This is a genomic window from Streptococcus mitis (assembly GCF_047464945.1).
In the GTDB taxonomy this organism is placed as follows: Bacteria; Bacillota; Bacilli; order Lactobacillales; family Streptococcaceae; genus Streptococcus; species Streptococcus mitis_EA.
This window is the reverse complement of the sequence record NZ_JASHAX010000001.1, coordinates 303,724-320,196: the sequence shown is the minus strand read 5'-3', so window position 1 is coordinate 320,196 and position 16,473 is coordinate 303,724. Positions and strand designations below refer to the sequence as shown.

The 16,473-nt window shown below is 39.7% G+C and carries 14 protein-coding genes; all 14 read left to right on the top strand.

The features are described from left to right. Nucleotides 1–152: 152 nt before the first annotated feature. The 14 genes from QM424_RS01555 to mef(A) all read left to right on the top strand — a co-directional run bounded on the left by QM424_RS01555 (nucleotide 153) and on the right by mef(A) (nucleotide 16,453). Nucleotides 153–1,121 carry a thiamine pyrophosphate-dependent dehydrogenase E1 component subunit alpha gene (locus tag QM424_RS01555; RefSeq protein WP_414392721.1) on the top strand — a complete coding sequence of 323 codons (969 nt, stop codon included), beginning with the start codon at nucleotides 153–155 and terminating at the stop codon, nucleotides 1,119–1,121. 15 nt (nucleotides 1,122–1,136) lie between these two features. Further along, a complete protein-coding gene (locus QM424_RS01550; protein ID WP_153193762.1) occupies nucleotides 1,137–2,129 on the top strand; it encodes an alpha-ketoacid dehydrogenase subunit beta in 993 nt (330 codons plus the stop codon). 698 nt (nucleotides 2,130–2,827) lie between these two features. Beyond that, nucleotides 2,828–3,871: a dihydrolipoamide acetyltransferase gene (locus QM424_RS01545; protein WP_414392720.1), complete on the top strand. Its 1,044-nt coding sequence runs from the start codon at nucleotides 2,828–2,830 to the stop codon at nucleotides 3,869–3,871. 45 nt (nucleotides 3,872–3,916) lie between these two features. Further along, nucleotides 3,917–5,620, top strand: a complete 1,704-nt coding sequence (lpdA, locus tag QM424_RS01540) for a dihydrolipoyl dehydrogenase (RefSeq protein WP_414392719.1) — start codon at nucleotides 3,917–3,919, stop codon at nucleotides 5,618–5,620. A gap of 59 nt (nucleotides 5,621–5,679) precedes the next feature. Further along, complete coding sequence (locus tag QM424_RS01535) at nucleotides 5,680–6,669, top strand: lipoate--protein ligase (protein ID WP_000873998.1); 990 nt, start codon at nucleotides 5,680–5,682, stop codon at nucleotides 6,667–6,669. 518 nt (nucleotides 6,670–7,187) lie between these two features. Further along, nucleotides 7,188–8,447, top strand: coding sequence for a UDP-N-acetylglucosamine 1-carboxyvinyltransferase (locus QM424_RS01530; protein WP_414392718.1), 1,260 nt, complete (start codon nucleotides 7,188–7,190; stop codon nucleotides 8,445–8,447). A gap of 15 nt (nucleotides 8,448–8,462) precedes the next feature. Continuing rightward, a complete protein-coding gene (locus QM424_RS01525) occupies nucleotides 8,463–9,014 on the top strand; it encodes a GNAT family N-acetyltransferase (protein ID WP_001028727.1) in 552 nt (183 codons plus the stop codon). Further along, nucleotides 9,007–10,284, top strand: coding sequence for a CBS-HotDog domain-containing transcription factor SpxR (gene spxR, locus QM424_RS01520; protein ID WP_414392717.1), 1,278 nt, complete (start codon nucleotides 9,007–9,009; stop codon nucleotides 10,282–10,284). The genes QM424_RS01525 and spxR overlap by 8 nt, the downstream gene beginning before the upstream one ends. Before the next feature lie 15 nt (nucleotides 10,285–10,299). Next, on the top strand, nucleotides 10,300–11,160 hold the full coding sequence (locus QM424_RS01515) for a methionyl aminopeptidase (RefSeq protein ID WP_000631543.1): 861 nt from the start codon (nucleotides 10,300–10,302) through the stop codon (nucleotides 11,158–11,160). Between the two features lie 267 nt (nucleotides 11,161–11,427). Further along, nucleotides 11,428–12,135, top strand: coding sequence for a thiol-disulfide oxidoreductase-associated membrane protein CcdA2 (gene ccdA2 / locus QM424_RS01510; RefSeq protein ID WP_060805537.1), 708 nt, complete (start codon nucleotides 11,428–11,430; stop codon nucleotides 12,133–12,135). An 11-nt stretch (nucleotides 12,136–12,146) separates the two neighbouring features. Continuing rightward, entirely contained in the window at nucleotides 12,147–12,713 is a 567-nt protein-coding gene (gene sdbB, locus QM424_RS01505) for a thiol-disulfide oxidoreductase-associated lipoprotein SdbB (protein WP_000757367.1), read from the top strand. A 96-nt stretch (nucleotides 12,714–12,809) separates the two neighbouring features. Beyond that, entirely contained in the window at nucleotides 12,810–14,165 is a 1,356-nt protein-coding gene (rlmD, locus tag QM424_RS01500) for a 23S rRNA (uracil(1939)-C(5))-methyltransferase RlmD (RefSeq protein WP_414392716.1), read from the top strand. Nucleotides 14,166–14,679: 514 nt separating this feature from the next. Beyond that, nucleotides 14,680–14,850, top strand: a complete 171-nt coding sequence (locus QM424_RS01495) for a hypothetical protein (RefSeq protein WP_000873143.1) — start codon at nucleotides 14,680–14,682, stop codon at nucleotides 14,848–14,850. Between the two features lie 385 nt (nucleotides 14,851–15,235). Next, complete coding sequence (gene mef(A), locus QM424_RS01490) at nucleotides 15,236–16,453, top strand: macrolide efflux MFS transporter Mef(A) (RefSeq protein ID WP_000417519.1); 1,218 nt, start codon at nucleotides 15,236–15,238, stop codon at nucleotides 16,451–16,453. Nucleotides 16,454–16,473: the final 20 nt, after the last annotated feature.

Here is a 16,473-nt window from a genome sequence, read left to right as displayed (position 1 = left end):
AAGTTTGTGAAAAAATATTCTTGATAAGAAAATCCCTTATTCCTATGGGGTTTTCTTTTTTAATTTGTGAAATTTTCTTTAGAAAAACTTTGACAGTGCTTTCTAAAAACGGTAAAATAGTAAGGTAAGAAGAAACTTAGAAAGGCAAGAAGATGTCAACTTTAGATAAAAATCTTTTGCTAGAAATGTTCCGTAAGATGGAAGAAATCCGTCGCATGGACTTAAAAATTGCGCAATTAGTAAAGAAAGGAAAAGTGCCAGGAATGACGCACTTTTCTGTTGGTGAAGAGGCAGCTAACGTGGGGGCTATGTTAGCTCTCAATCCAGATGATCTGATTACCTCAAACCACCGTGGTCATGGACAAGCTATTGCCAAAGGGATTGACCTCAACGGAATGATGGCTGAAATCCTTGGAAAATACACTGGAACCTGTAAAGGAAAAGGTGGTTCTATGCATATTGCTGACCTTGATGCTGGTAACCTTGGTGCCAATGGTATCGTAGGTGGTGGTATGGGAATCGCTGTTGGTGCAGCCCTCAGTCAGCAAATGCAAAATACCGGAAAAATCGTTGTCTGCTTCTTTGGAGATGGTGCGACCAACGAAGGTGTTTTCCACGAAGCAGTAAATATGGCTTCTATCTGGAACCTGCCAGTCATTTTCTATTGCATTAACAACGGTTATGGAATCTCTGCAGATATCAAGAAAATGACTAATGTGGAGCATATCCATCAACGTAGCGCCGCTTATGGAATTCCTGGAATGTTCATCGAAGATGGAAACAATGTCATCGACGTCTACGAAGGATTTAAGAAAGCTGTAGACCATGTTCGTGGTGGTAATGGTCCAGTCTTGATTGAAAGTGTAACTTATCGTTGGCTCGGTCACTCATCATCTGACCCTGGTAAATATCGTACGCGTGAAGAAGTGGAATTGTGGAAACAAAAAGACCCAATTGAAAACCTCCGCAATTACCTTATTGAAAATAACATTGCAAGTGCCGAAGAATTGGAAGAAATCCAAGCGCAAGTTAAGGAAGCAGTAGAAGTTTCTGTTAAATTTGCTGAAGAAAGTCCATTCCCACCGCTTGAATCAGCATTTGAAGATATTTACGCAGACTAAGGAGAAAGAGATAAAATGGAAACAAAAACAATGTCCTTCCGTGACACCATTATCCTTGCTATGTCTGAGGAAATGCGTCGCGATGAAAATGTGTTCTTGATGGGAGAAGACGTCGGCGTCTTCGGAGGAGACTTCGGAACTTCTGTTGGAATGCTTGAAGAATTTGGTCCAGAACGTGTCCGTGACTGTCCGATTTCTGAAGCTGCCATCTCTGGAGCAGCAGCAGGAGCAGCTATGACGGGACTTCGTCCAATCGTTGATATGACCTTCATGGACTTCTCAGTTATTGCCATGGACAATATCGTCAACCAAGCCGCTAAAACACGTTATATGTTTGGTGGTAAAGGTCAGGTTCCAATGACTGTTCGATGCGCTGCTGGTAATGGAGTTGGATCTGCAGCCCAGCACTCGCAATCTCTAGAGTCTTGGTTCACCCATATCCCAGGACTTAAAGTTGTAGCACCAGGTACGCCTGCGGACATGAAAGGACTGCTTAAGTCTTCTATCCGTGATAACAACCCAGTTATCATTCTTGAGTACAAGTCAGAATTTAACCAAAAAGGGGAAGTGCCAGTTGATCCAGACTACACAATCCCACTTGGTGTTGGGGAAATCAAACGCGAAGGAACGGATGTAACAGTTGTTACTTACGGAAAAATGCTCCGTCGTGTGGTTCAAGCTGCTGAAGAATTAGCAGAAGAAGGAATTTCTGTTGAGATTGTTGACCCACGTACCCTTGTTCCGCTTGATAAGGATATCATCATTAACTCAGTTAAGAAGACTGGTAAGGTTGTTCTGGTTAACGATGCCCATAAAACAAGCGGCTATATCGGAGAGATTTCAGCAATTATTTCAGAATCAGAAGCATTTGACTATCTAGATGCACCAATTCGTCGTTGCGCAGGAGAAGATGTGCCGATGCCTTATGCACAAAACCTAGAAAATGCAATGATTCCAACCGTTGAAAGCATCAAAAATGCAATCCGTAAAACATATAACAAAGAATAGAATTACATAAATTAAATTATGTAATGTTTTAGAGGTTTTAACTTTAGTAACTTGAGATATGTTTTGTATTCAAATGATTTGAAGAGTTGCGACATGAGTGAGTCGAATCGATAATATTCGACGAATGAATTAGTAAGTCTACAAGGTTGACCGCCTACTAGCGGCAACCGTAGTAACTTGAGACGCGTTCCGTGTCCAAGTGATTTGAAGAGTTGCGACATGAGTGAGTCGAATCGATAATATTCGACGAATGAATTAGTAAGTCTACAAGGTTGACCGCCTACTAGCGGCAACCGTAGTAACTTGAGACGCGTTCCGTGTCCAAGTGATTTGAAGAGTTGCGACATGAGTGAGTCGAATCGATAATATTCGACGAATGAATTAGTAAGTCTACAAGGTTGACCGCCTACTAGCGGCAACCGTAGTAACTTGAGACACGTTCCGTGTCCAAGTTACTTGTAGAGTTGAATTCGGACGGAGGTCTGCGAAAAAAAGATAGATTTCCTTGTGTTCATCGAACACATCGTCAATCTCCTATTTTTTCATTGCCCTCTACGTCCTTAATATCTTATATTCGAACACAGGCTAAAAGCTCGGAAAAAAGATAAATCTCCTTGGCTTCATCGAAGCCATCGTCGATTTCCTATTTTTCAGTCGCTTTTGACGCCCTTTGTATCATAAATAGAATTGGAGAGGTCATGGCTGATGACAAGCTAAGAGCGACTCCTGCAGCTAGAAAGTTAGCGGATGATTTAGGGATCAACCTCTACGACGTTTCTGGCTCAGGTGCAAACGGTCGTGTCCACAAAGAAGACGTGGAAACTTATAAAGACACAAACGTGGTTCGCATTTCGCCACTTGCAAAACGAATTGCCCTCGAACATAACATTGCTTGGCAGGAAATCCAAGGAACTGGTCATCGTGGTAAAATCATGAAGAAGGATGTTTTGGCCTTGCTTCCTGAAAATATCGAAAACGAGACCATCAAGTCTCCTGCTCAGATTGAAAAAGTGGAAGAAGTTCCTGATAATGTAACACCATACGGTGAAATTGAACGTATTCCAATGACACCAATACGTAAGGTTATTGCCCAACGGATGGTTGAATCTTACCTAACTGCTCCAACCTTCACCCTCAACTATGAAGTTGATATGACTGAAATGTTAGCTCTTCGTAAGAAGGTTCTTGAGCCAATCGTGGAAGCAACTGGGAAGAAGACTACTGTAACAGACCTTCTTTCACTTGCAGTTGTTAAGACTCTTATGAAACACCCATACATCAACGCTTCATTGACAGAAGATGGCAAGACCATTATCACTCATAACTATGTCAATCTTGCCATGGCAGTTGGGATGGATAATGGATTGATGACACCTGTTGTTTACAATACGGAGAAGATGACTCTTTCAGAGTTGGTTGTAGCCTTTAAAGATGTGATTGGCCGTACCTTGGATGGTAAATTGGCTCCAAGTGAGTTGCAAAACTCAACATTCACAATCAGTAACTTGGGAATGTTTGGCGTTCAGTCCTTTGGTCCTATCATCAACCAACCAAACTCAGCTATCCTTGGTGTGAGTTCGACAATCGAGAAGCCAGTTGTCGTCAATGGTGAAATTGTGATTCGCCCAATCATGAGCCTAGGATTAACCATCGACCACCGTGTCGTAGATGGTATGGCTGGTGCTAAGTTTATGAAAGACTTGAAAGAATTGATTGAAAATCCAATCTCAATGTTGATTTAAGAGCAAGAGTATTCATTTTTAAGATACAGATAAAGGAAGGAAGACATGGCCTTAGAAGTAATTATGCCAAAAGCTGGCGTGGATATGACAGAAGGACAAATCGTCCAATGGAATAAAAAAGTCGGAGAATTTGTAAAAGAAGGAGAAATCCTTTTGGAAATCATGACTGACAAAGTCAGCATGGAATTGGAAGCAGAAGAAGACGGTTATTTGATCGCTATTCTTAAAGGGGACGGTGAAACTGTCCCTGTAACGGAAGTTATCGGTTACCTTGGTGAAGAAGGCGAAAACATCCCAACAGCTGGAGCAGCAGTGCCAGAAGCTAGCCCAGCACCTGCAGCAAGTGCCTCAAACGATGATGGTAAGAGCGATGATGCCTTTGATATCGTTGTCATTGGTGGAGGTCCTGCTGGTTATGTTGCAGCCATTAAAGCTGCCCAACTCGGCGGTAAGGTTGCCCTTGTTGAGAAATCTGAACTTGGCGGAACCTGCTTGAACCGTGGCTGTATCCCAACTAAGACCTATCTTCACAACGCTGAAATTATCGAAAACATCGGTCATGCCGCAAACCGTGGTATCATGATTGAAAATCCTAACTTCACTGTAGATATGGACAAACTCCTTGAAACCAAGTCTAAGGTTGTCAATACCTTGGTTGGTGGTGTTGCAGGTCTTCTTCGTAGTTATGGTGTAGCAGTACATAAAGGTATTGGTACCATTACTAAAGACAAGAATGTCTTGGTAAATGGTTCTGAATTGCTTGAAACCAAGAAAATCATCCTTGCTGGTGGTTCAAAAGTCAGCAAGATCAACGTCCCTGGTATGGAATCTCCACTTGTCATGACCAGCGACGACATCCTTGAAATGAACGAAGTTCCAGAAAGCCTTGTTATCATCGGTGGTGGTGTTGTCGGTATCGAACTTGGTCAGGCCTTCATGACATTTGGTTCAAAAGTAACTGTTATCGAAATGATGGACCGTATCGTGCCAGCTATGGATGCGGAAGTTTCTAAGAACCTTCGCTTGATCCTTGAGCGTAAAGGAATGACCATCTTAACTGACACTAAACTCCAAGAAATCATCGAGGAAAATGGTCAACTTCGTATCAAGGTTGAAGGGAAAGACGATATCATCGCAAATAAAGCTCTTCTTTCAATCGGTCGTGTGCCAGATCTTGAAGGTATTGGCGATGTTGAGTTTGAATTGGATCGTGGTCGCATCAAGGTCAACGAATACATGGAAACTTCTGTTCCAGGAATTTACGCACCAGGTGATATTAATGGTACTAAGATGTTAGCTCACGCAGCCTTCCGTATGGGGGAAGTTGCCGCTGAAAATGCTCTTAAAGGAAATCATGCTGTTGCCAAGTTGAATTTGACTCCTGCAGCTATCTACACACTTCCAGAAGTAGCAGCAGTAGGTTTGACAGAAGAACAAGCCCGTGAGAAATACGATGTTGCCATCGGTAAATTCAACTTTGCTGCTAACGGTCGTGCCATTGCCTCAGATGCAGCTCAAGGTTTCGTAAAAGTCATCGCTGATAAGAAATACGGGGAAATCCTTGGTGTTCATATCATCGGTCCTGCAGCTGCAGAATTGATTAACGAGGCATCAAGCATTATTGAAATGGAAATCACTGTTGAAGAAATGCTGAAGACTATCCACGGACACCCAACCTACTCTGAAGTGATGTACGAAGCATTTGCGGATGTTTTAGGAATGGCTATCCATTCACCTAAGAAAAAATAAAAGAAAGATAGACTAGACTGGAAAATATCTTTCCAGTCTCTATCGTATAAAGGGATATCATGAAATATATTATCAATCATTCAAACGACACCGCTTTTAATATCGCCTTGGAAGAATATGCCTTTAAACACCTTTTGGATGAGGATCAAATCTTCCTACTTTGGATTAACAAGCCATCTATCATTGTTGGTCGTCACCAGAATACTATCGAAGAAATCAACCGTGATTATGTTCGAGAAAATGGTATTGAGGTGGTTCGCCGTATCAGCGGTGGTGGAGCTGTTTACCACGATTTAAATAACCTCAACTATACAATTATTTCTAAAGAAGACGAAAACAAGGCTTTTGACTTCAAGAGCTTCTCAACTCCAGTTATCAATACTTTGGCTCAACTTGGGGTTAAAGCTGAGTTCACAGGTCGTAACGACTTAGAAATTGATGGCAAGAAATTCTGTGGTAATGCGCAAGCCTATATCAATGGTCGTATCATGCACCACGGTTGTTTGCTCTTTGACGTTGATTTGTCAGTCCTTGCTAATGCCCTAAAGGTTTCAAAGGATAAATTTGAATCAAAAGGGGTGAAATCCGTCCGTGCTCGTGTAACCAATATTGTCAATGAATTGCCAGAAAAAATCACAGTTGAAGAATTCCGTGATTTGCTCTTGGAATACATGAAAAAAGAGTACCCAGAGATGACTGAATACGTTTTTTCTGAGGAAGAATTGGCTGAAATCAATCGCATCAAGGATACCAAGTTTGGAACTTGGGACTGGAACTATGGTAAATCACCTGAATTTAACGTCCGTCGTGGAACAAAATTCACCAGTGGCAAGGTTGAAGTCTTTGCTAATGTCGTCGAATCAAAAATCCAAGACATCAAGATTTATGGTGACTTCTTTGGTATCGAAGACGTTGCTGCAGTAGAAGATGTCCTTCGTGGGGTGAAATACGAACGCGAAGACGTCCTTAAAGCCCTAGAAACTATTGATATCACACGCTACTTCGCTGGTATTAGCCGTGAAGAAATCGCTGAAGCGGTAGTAGAGTAAAGAAAAGCTATTTGTTAGTCATTGTGGGTTGCAGAAAAGATATTATCTGGATAGGACAAGTCTTAAAACCTGCTGAACGAGAATCAAAAAGAACTCACTTCCAATGCTTAATAAAAAAACTCGGAAGTTTGTTCTGAGTCAACTAAATACGACTATTTGCAATTGAATATAGAGATGAGAAGGTCAGTAGTAGATTATCTGTAAGGTGACACAGACATGAGTTGTTTTTGATTTCTTCTTGCTATAAATATCCCAAAAGACTATTATTTTTATAGTTGAACGATACCTCAAAAGTTAGATAGTGAAAATCTAATTTTTGGGGTATTTTATAATTCTTAATTTAGGCTTTTTTAGTATCAAAAGATGTTTCGTAAAATATGGACTAAACCTTTCAACTTAATCTTATTTATTGCTTACTATCCAATAAAATTGAAAAGGATGGAAAAAAGGATAAATTTATGATATACTTTATTTTAAAGACCTTATTAGAAATCTTGAAAGAGTATTGAAAACTTAGAATGAGAAAAATTGTTATCAATGGTGGATTACCACTACAAGGTGAAATCACTATTAGTGGTGCTAAAAATAGCGTTGTGGCCTTAATTCCAGCTATCATATTGGCTGATGATGTGGTGACTTTGGATTGTGTTCCAGATATTTCGGATGTAGCCAGTCTTGTCGAAATTATGGAATTGATGGGAGCTACTGTTAAGCGTTATGACGATGTCTTGGAGATTGATCCAAGAGGTGTTCAAAATATTCCAATGCCTTATGGTAAAATTAACAGTCTTCGTGCATCTTACTATTTTTATGGGAGCCTCTTAGGCCGTTTTGGTGAAGCGACAGTTGGTCTACCGGGAGGATGTGATCTTGGTCCTCGTCCGATTGACCTACACCTTAAGGCTTTTGAAGCTATGGGTGCCACTGTTAGCTACGAGGGAGATAACATGAAGTTATCTGCTAAAGATACAGGACTTCATGGCGCAAGTATTTACATGGATACGGTTAGTGTAGGGGCAACGATCAATACGATGATTGCTGCAGTTAAAGCAAATGGTCGTACCATTATTGAAAATGCAGCCCGTGAACCTGAAATTATTGATGTAGCTACTCTCTTGAATAATATGGGAGCCCATATCCGCGGTGCAGGAACTAATATCATCATTATTGATGGTGTTGAAAGATTACATGGAACCCGTCATCAGGTGATTCCAGACCGTATCGAAGCTGGAACATATATTTCTTTAGCTGCTGCAGTCGGCAAGGGGATTCGTATAAATAATGTTCTTTACGAACACCTAGAAGGATTTATTGCTAAGCTGGAAGAAATGGGAGTGAGAATGACTGTATCTGAAGACAGCATTTTTGTCGAAGAGCAGTCTAATTTGAAAGCAATCAATATTAAGACAGCTCCTTACCCGGGCTTTGCAACTGATTTGCAACAACCGCTTACCCCTCTTCTACTAACAGCTAATGGTCGTGGTACAATTGTCGATACGATTTATGAAAAACGTGTAAATCATGTTTTTGAACTAGCAAAGATGGATGCGGACATTTCTACAACAAATGGTCATATTTTGTACACAGGTGGACGTGATTTGCGTGGGGCAAGTGTTAAAGCAACTGACCTGAGAGCTGGTGCAGCTTTAGTTATTGCTGGTTTGATGGCCGAGGGACAAACTGAAATTACCAATATCGAGTTTATCTTACGTGGTTATTCTGATATTATCGAAAAATTACGTAATCTAGGAGCGGATATTACACTTGTTGAGGATTAAACCGTAGAGGTGTTTATGAATATTTGGACCAAATTAGCAATGTTTTCTTTTTTTGAAACGGATCGCTTGTATTTGCGTCCTTTCTTTTTTAGTGATAGTCAAGACTTCCACGAGATAGCTTCAAATCCAGAAAATCTTCAATTTATTTTCCCAACTCAGGCAAGTCTGGAAGAAAGTCAATATGCACTGGCCAATTACTTTATGAAGTCCCCTTTGGGAGTGTGGGCAATTTGTGACCAGAAAAATCAACAAATGATTGGTTCTATTAAATTTGAGAAGTTAGATGAAATCAAAAAAGAAGCTGAGCTTGGCTATTTTTTGAGAAAAGATGCTTGGTCGCAAGGATTTATGACAGAGGTTGTTAGAAAAATTTGTCAGCTTTCTTTTGAGGAATTTGGCTTAAAACAATTATCTATCATTACCCACCTTGAAAATGAAGCTAGCCAAAGAGTTGCTCTTAAGTCTGGATTTAGTCTGTTTCGTCAGTTTAAGGGAAGTGATCGTTACACAAGAAAAATGCGGGATTATCTTGAATTTCGGTATGTAAAAGGAGAATTCAATGAGTAAGCATCAGGAAATTCTAAGCTATTTGGAGGAATTACCAGTAGGTAAAAGGGTCAGTGTTCGTAGTATTTCTAATCATCTGGGAGTCAGTGATGGAACGGCCTATCGCGCTATCAAGGAAGCTGAAAACCGTGGAATTGTGGAGACCCGTCCTAGAAGTGGTACTATCCGCGTCAAATCCCAGAAAGTTGCGATTGAAAGATTAACTTTTGCTGAAATTGCAGAAGTGACTTCTTCTGAGGTTCTGGCTGGGCAAGAAGGTTTAGAGAGAGAATTTAGTAAGTTTTCAATTGGTGCAATGACTGAACAAAATATCTTGTCTTACCTTCACGATGGGGGGCTCTTGATTGTCGGAGACCGAACCCGTATTCAGTTGCTAGCCTTGGAAAATGAAAATGCAGTTCTTGTGACAGGAGGATTTCATGTTCATGATGATGTGATTAAACTGGCTAATCAAAAAGGGATTCCGGTTCTGAGAAGCAAGCATGACACATTCACCGTCGCGACCATGATCAATAAAGCCTTGTCAAATGTCCAAATCAAGACTGACATTTTGACAGTTGAGAAGCTTTATCGTCCAAGTCATGAATATGGTTTTCTGAGAGAGACCGACACTGTTAAAGATTATTTGGACTTGGTACGTAAGAATCGTAGCAGTCGTTTCCCTGTTATCAATCAACATCAGGTCGTTGTTGGGGTTGTTACTATGAGAGATGCGGGTGATAAGTCACCAAGTACCACAATTGATAAGGTCATGTCTCGTAGTCTATTTTTAGTTGGATTATCGACAAATATTGCCAATGTGAGTCAACGGATGATTGCTGAAGACTTTGAAATGGTACCGGTTGTTCGGAATAATCAAACCTTGCTTGGAGTTGTGACACGGCGAGATGTCATGGAGAAGATGAGTCGATCCCAAGTCTCTGCTTTACCTACTTTTTCTGAGCAGATTGGTCAAAAACTTTCTTATCACCATGATGAAGTAGTGATTACAGTGGAACCCTTTATGCTTGAGAAGAACGGTGTTTTGGCTAATGGTGTATTGGCAGAGATACTGACTCATATGACCCAAGATTTAGTTGTGAATAGTGGTCGCAATCTCATCATCGAACAAATGCTGATCTACTTTTTGCAGGCTGTTCAGATAGATGATATACTGCGAATTCAAGCACGCATTATCCATCATACTAGACGATCAGCTATTATTGATTACGATATTTATCATGGTCATCAGATTGTTTCAAAGGCAAATGTGACTGTTAAAATTAATTAGAAACTAGGAGAAAAAATGATAACATTAAAATCAGCTCGTGAAATTGAAGCTATGGATAAGGCCGGTGATTTTTTAGCAAGTATTCATATCGGCTTACGTGATTTGATTAAGCCAGGCGTAGATATGTGGGAAGTTGAAGAATACGTTCGCCGTCGTTGTAAGGAAGAAAATTTCCTTCCGCTTCAGATTGGAGTTGACGGTGCCATGATGGACTATCCTTATGCTACCTGCTGCTCTCTTAATGATGAAGTGGCTCACGCTTTCCCTCGTCACTATATTTTGAAAGATGGTGATTTGCTCAAGGTTGACATGGTTTTGGGAGGCCCTATTGCTAAATCCGATTTGAATGTCTCAAAATTAAACTTCAACAATGTTGAGCAAATGAAGAAATACACTCAGAGCTATTCTGGTGGTCTAGCAGACTCTTGTTGGGCTTATGCTGTAGGTACACCGTCCGAAGAAGTGAAAAACCTGATGGATGTAACCAAAGAAGCTATGTACAAGGGGATTGAACAAGCTGTTGTTGGAAATCGTATCGGTGATATTGGTGCAGCCATTCAAGAATACGCTGAAAGTCGTGGTTACGGTGTAGTGCGTGATTTGGTTGGTCATGGTGTTGGCCCAACCATGCACGAAGAACCAATGGTTCCTAACTATGGTATTGCTGGTCGTGGACTTCGTCTTCGTGAAGGAATGGTCTTAACTATTGAACCAATGATCAATACAGGTGACTGGGAAATCGATACAGATATGAAGACCGGCTGGGCCCATAAGACCATTGACGGTGGATTGTCATGTCAGTATGAACACCAATTTGTCATTACTAAAGATGGTCCTGTTATCTTGACTAGCCAAGGTGAAGAAGGGACTTATTAAAATAAGTAAAAGTAGATTGAAGAAAAAGTGGCTCTTTGGACAATTTTCTTCAATTTTTTCTTTTATCTATAGCGAAATGAAAAAACCGAACAACTTGATTGAGAAATTCAAATCAATTTCTAACAATGTTTTAGAAAACATAGTGTACTATTAAAGAGTTTATTTCACATAATATAATGACAAAAACAGTTAACCGTAGCAAACTTGATACAAATTTTAATATTTATAGTACAATAGGTTTAAATTCTTAAGAAAGTTGGTTCTTTATTGGAAACACTAGTATTTTCAATCTCCGTTTTTCTAGCAGGGGTATTGTCCTTCTTTTCTCCTTGTATTTTTCCACTTCTGCCAGTTTATGCTGGAATTTTGCTGGATGATCAGGAAAGCGCAAAAAGTTTTTCCTTGTTTGGGAGAAAAGTTGCTTGGTCAGGTTTGATTCGAACACTTTGCTTTATCGCAGGTATTTCACTCATTTTCTTTATTCTAGGATTTGGTGCTGGTTACTTTGGTAATATTCTCTATGCCAATTGGTTTCGCTATACCATGGGTACGATTATCATTATTTTGGGCCTTCACCAGATGGAAATTTTTCATTTTAAGAAATTAGAGGTTCAAAAAAGCTTTACTTTTAAGAAATCAGAAGCCAATCGTTATTGGTCGGCCTTTTTACTCGGTATTACCTTTAGTTTTGGTTGGACGCCTTGTATTGGTCCAGTTTTGAGTTCTGTTTTAGCGCTTGCAGCTTCTGGAGGCAATGGTGCTTGGCAAGGAGCGATTTATACCTTGATTTACACTCTGGGCATGGCCATTCCTTTCTTGGTCTTGGCCCTAGCTTCAGGTGTAGTAATGCCTTATTTTAGTAAAATCAAGCGTCATATGATGCTACTGAAGAAAATTGGTGGTTTCCTCATTATTTTAATGGGAATTTTGTTACTATTAGGACAAGTAAATGTTCTAGCTGGAATTTTTGAATAAAGGAGAAAAAGATGAAAAAAGTAATGTTTGCTGGCTTAAGCCTCTTGTCATTAGTCGTATTGATAGCCTGTGGTGAGGAAGAGACTAAAAAGACTCAAGCTCCACAACAATCCCCAAAACAACAGCAACAAACGCCTGTACAACAAATTGCTGTTGGGAAAGATGCTCCAGATTTTACCTTGCAATCTATGGACGGTAAAGAAGTTAAGTTATCTGATTATAAGGGTAAAAAAGTCTATTTGAAGTTTTGGGCTTCCTGGTGTGGTCCATGTAAGAAAAGTATGCCAGAGTTGATGGAACTAGCGGCGAAACCAGATCGTGATTTTGAAATTCTTAGTGTCATTGCACCGGGTATTCAAGGCGAAAAAACTGTTGAGCAATTCCCACAATGGTTCCAAGATCAAGGTTATAAGGATATCCCAGTTCTTTATGATACCAAAGCAACCACATTCCAAGCTTATCAAATCCGAAGCATTCCTACAGAATACCTGATTGACAGTCAAGGAAAGATTGGAAAGATACAATTTGGTGTTATCAGCAACGCGGATGCAGAAGCAGCCTTTAAAGAAATGAACTAGAATAGATAAAGAGAATCTGATTACAAATTTCATGGTATAATAGATGGTAACCGTAACGTTGCCGTCTTTTTTGTCGGCCAATAGAAAGAGAAGAGAATGTTAAAGAAAAATGATATTGTAGAAGTTGAAATTGTTGATTTGACACATGAAGGCGCAGGAGTTGCCAAGGTAGATGGTTTGGTCTTTTTTGTAGAGAATGCTTTACCAAGTGAAAAAATCCTCATGCGTGTCCTCAAGGTCAATAAAAAGATTGGTTTCGGAAAAATTGAAAAATACCTTACTTACTCTCCGCATCGTAACCAAGACCTTGACCTAGCTTATCTACGATCAGGTATCGCTGACTTGGGGCATCTTGCTTATCCAGAGCAGCTCAAGTTTAAAACCAAGCAAGTCAAAGACAGTCTATACAAGATTGCTGGGATTGCTGATGTAGAGGTTGCTGAAACTTTGGGTATGAAAAATCCAGTTAAGTACCGTAACAAGGCACAGGTCCCTGTTCGTCGAGTAAATGGTATCTTGGAAACTGGGTTTTTCCGTAAGAATTCTCATGACCTCATGCCTCTAGAAGATTTCTTTATCCAAGATCCTGTGATTGATGAGGTAGTAGTAGGCCTACGTGACTTGCTCCGCCGTTATGATTTGAAACCTTATGATGAAAAGGAACAAGCTGGCTTGATTCGGAATCTTGTGGTGCGTCGCGGACACTATTCAGGACAAATCATGGTTATTTTGGTAACAACTCGACCTAAAGTTTTCCGTGTGGAACAATTGATTGAACAACTAATCAAGCAGTTCCCAGAGATTGTGTCTGTTATGCAAAATATCAATGACCAGAACACTAATGCTATTTTTGGTAAGGAATGGCGTACGCTTTATGGACAAGACTTTATCACTGACCAGATGTTAGGAAATGACTACCAAATCGCTGGTCCCGCTTTTTACCAAGTCAATACTGAAATGGCTGAAAAACTCTATCAAACAGCCATTGACTTTGCTGAATTAAGAGAAGATGATGTGGTCATTGATGCCTATTCTGGTATCGGGACGATTGGCCTCTCTGTTGCGAAACATGTCAAAGAAGTCTATGGTGTTGAAGTCATTCCAGAAGCGGTTGAGAATAGCAAGAAGAACGCTCAACTGAACAATATTTCTAACGCTCACTATGTCTGCGATACAGCTGAAAATGCTATGAAAAGCTGGCTCGAAGATGGGATTCAACCAAGTCTTATCCTAGTGGATCCACCAAGAAAAGGACTCACAGAAAGCTTTATCAAAGCAAGCGCTCAAACAGGAGCAGACCGCATAGCCTATATCTCATGCAATGTCGCTACTATGGCGCGTGATATCAAACTCTATCAAGAATTGGGCTATGAATTGAAGAAAGTACAGCCAGTTGACTTATTCCCTCAAACGCACCATGTTGAGGCGGTAAGTTTGCTAGTCAAGGAGTAAAACGACGAAGATTAGCATTTACTTCCGCCCATGCGATAGCTGTCCGTGATTGACAAGTGCTAGCACGCAGACAGAACGGAGATAGCGAACCGCTGAGTGTGTCGCTCTGCTCGTAAAAGCTTAGAAACCTTTGAACGAAAGGGATAATGAAAGCCTTGATTGCAAGGCTTTTTGCTTTATGGTGGGTAAGTATCAGAGTGAGAAAATTTTTGGAATGAGTAGAAGTGATAGCTAGAAATTATCAGTTTCTATTTCCATTTACCCTGTGGGTACGTGTTTGTTTCCATTGACAAGGAGTTTGTGGGAATAGAAATGTACCCACCTTGTTTGAATCAAGTGAAGTGTAGTTGAAGGAAATCTGTTGAAAGCAATACTTCATTTTACCGAATAAGTAATAATTTAGGCAACTTCAAATCGATTAAAAAAAACTATTTTAAAGGTTAAGAGTAGACAAAAATTGTCCACTCTTTTTTGCAAACTCAATTTATCAATAAATGAAATGAGGGAATGTAAAATGAAATATTTTGAGGTTGAGTTAGAAAATCCTGATGAATTTTTAAAACTACAAACAGAAGATTTTGTGAAAGCTAATCGCTTGCTACTAAGGAAGATAATCCAGAGCGTTACAGTCTATGAAGAAAACTTCGTCATATCCTTTAAATCTGGCATCGAATTGGAAGTATGAGTCTCATTCCATAACTTTTATATTGAACATATCCTCTTGTTGTGTTATACTATAAATTGATATAAACAAAGATGTAGGAGGAACCGAAACTATGACAGCCTCAATGCGTTTAAGATAAGCTGGCAATAAAAAAAGCAGAATCTATACCCGATGATAGGCTTTTTTGTTGTGCTTATTTATACGATATTGAGCATTCATTAGTTACGGTGAGGATATTGGTTATTTAACTATACCTTTATTTAACTATGTCTTTAATATGAATGTTTCCAAATTGTATGTATGCAGACCAAAAGCCACATTGTGGGGTTTGGCCTGCATTTTTTATTGCCTAGAATGCTATTCAAAATAGAAATTCAAGCAAAATAATATGCAGGAGATAATATAAATGGAAAAATACAACAATTGGAAACGAAAATTTTATGCAATATGGGCAGGGCAAGCAGTATCATTAATCACTAGTGCCATCCTGCAAATGGCGATTATTTTTTACCTTACAGAAAAAACAGGATCTGCGATGGTCTTGTCTATGGCTTCATTAGTAGGTTTTTTACCCTATGCGATTTTGGGACCTGCCATTGGTGTGCTAGTGGATCGTCATGATAGGAAGAAGATAATGATTGGTGCCGATTTAATTATCGCAGCAGCTGGTGCAGTGCTTGCTATTGTTGCATTCTGTATGGAGCTACCTGTCTGGATGATTATGATAGTATTGTTTATCCGTAGCATTGGAACAGCTTTTCATACCCCAGCACTCAATGCGGTTACACCACTTTTAGTACCAGAAGAACAGCTAACGAAATGCGCAGGCTATAGTCAGTCTTTGCAGTCTATAAGCTATATTGTTAGTCCGGCAGTTGCAGCACTCTTATACTCCGTTTGGGATTTAAATGCTATTATTGCCATCGACGTATTGGGTGCTGTGATTGCATCTATTACGGTAGCAATTGTACGTATACCTAAGCTGGGTAATCAAGTGCAAAGTTTAGAACCAAATTTCATAAGGGAGATGAAAGAAGGAGTTGTGGTTCTGAGACAAAACAAAGGATTGTTTGCCTTATTACTCTTAGGAACACTATATACTTTTGTTTATATGCCAATCAATGCACTATTTCCTTTAATAAGCATGGAACACTTTAATGGAACGCCTGTGCATATTTCTATTACGGAAATTTCCTTTGCATTTGGGATGCTAGCAGGAGGCTTATTATTAGGAAGATTAGGGGGCTTCGAAAAGCATGTATTACTAATAACAAGTTCATTTTTTATAATGGGGACCAGTTTAGCCGTTTCGGGAATACTTCCTCCAAATGGATTTGTAATATTCGTAGTTTGCTGTGCAATAATGGGGCTTTCGGTGCCATTTTATAGCGGTGTGCAAACAGCTCTTTTTCAGGAGAAAATTAAGCCTGAATATTTAGGACGTGTATTTTCTTTGATCGGAAGTATCATGTCACTTGCTATGCCAATTGGGTTAATTCTTTCTGGATTCTTTGCTGATAAAATCGGTGTAAATCATTGGTTTTTACTATCAGGTATTTTAATTATTGGCATTGCTATAGTTTGCCAAATGATAACTGAGGTTAGAAAATTAGATTTAAAATAAACAATATTGGAGGAAATGTT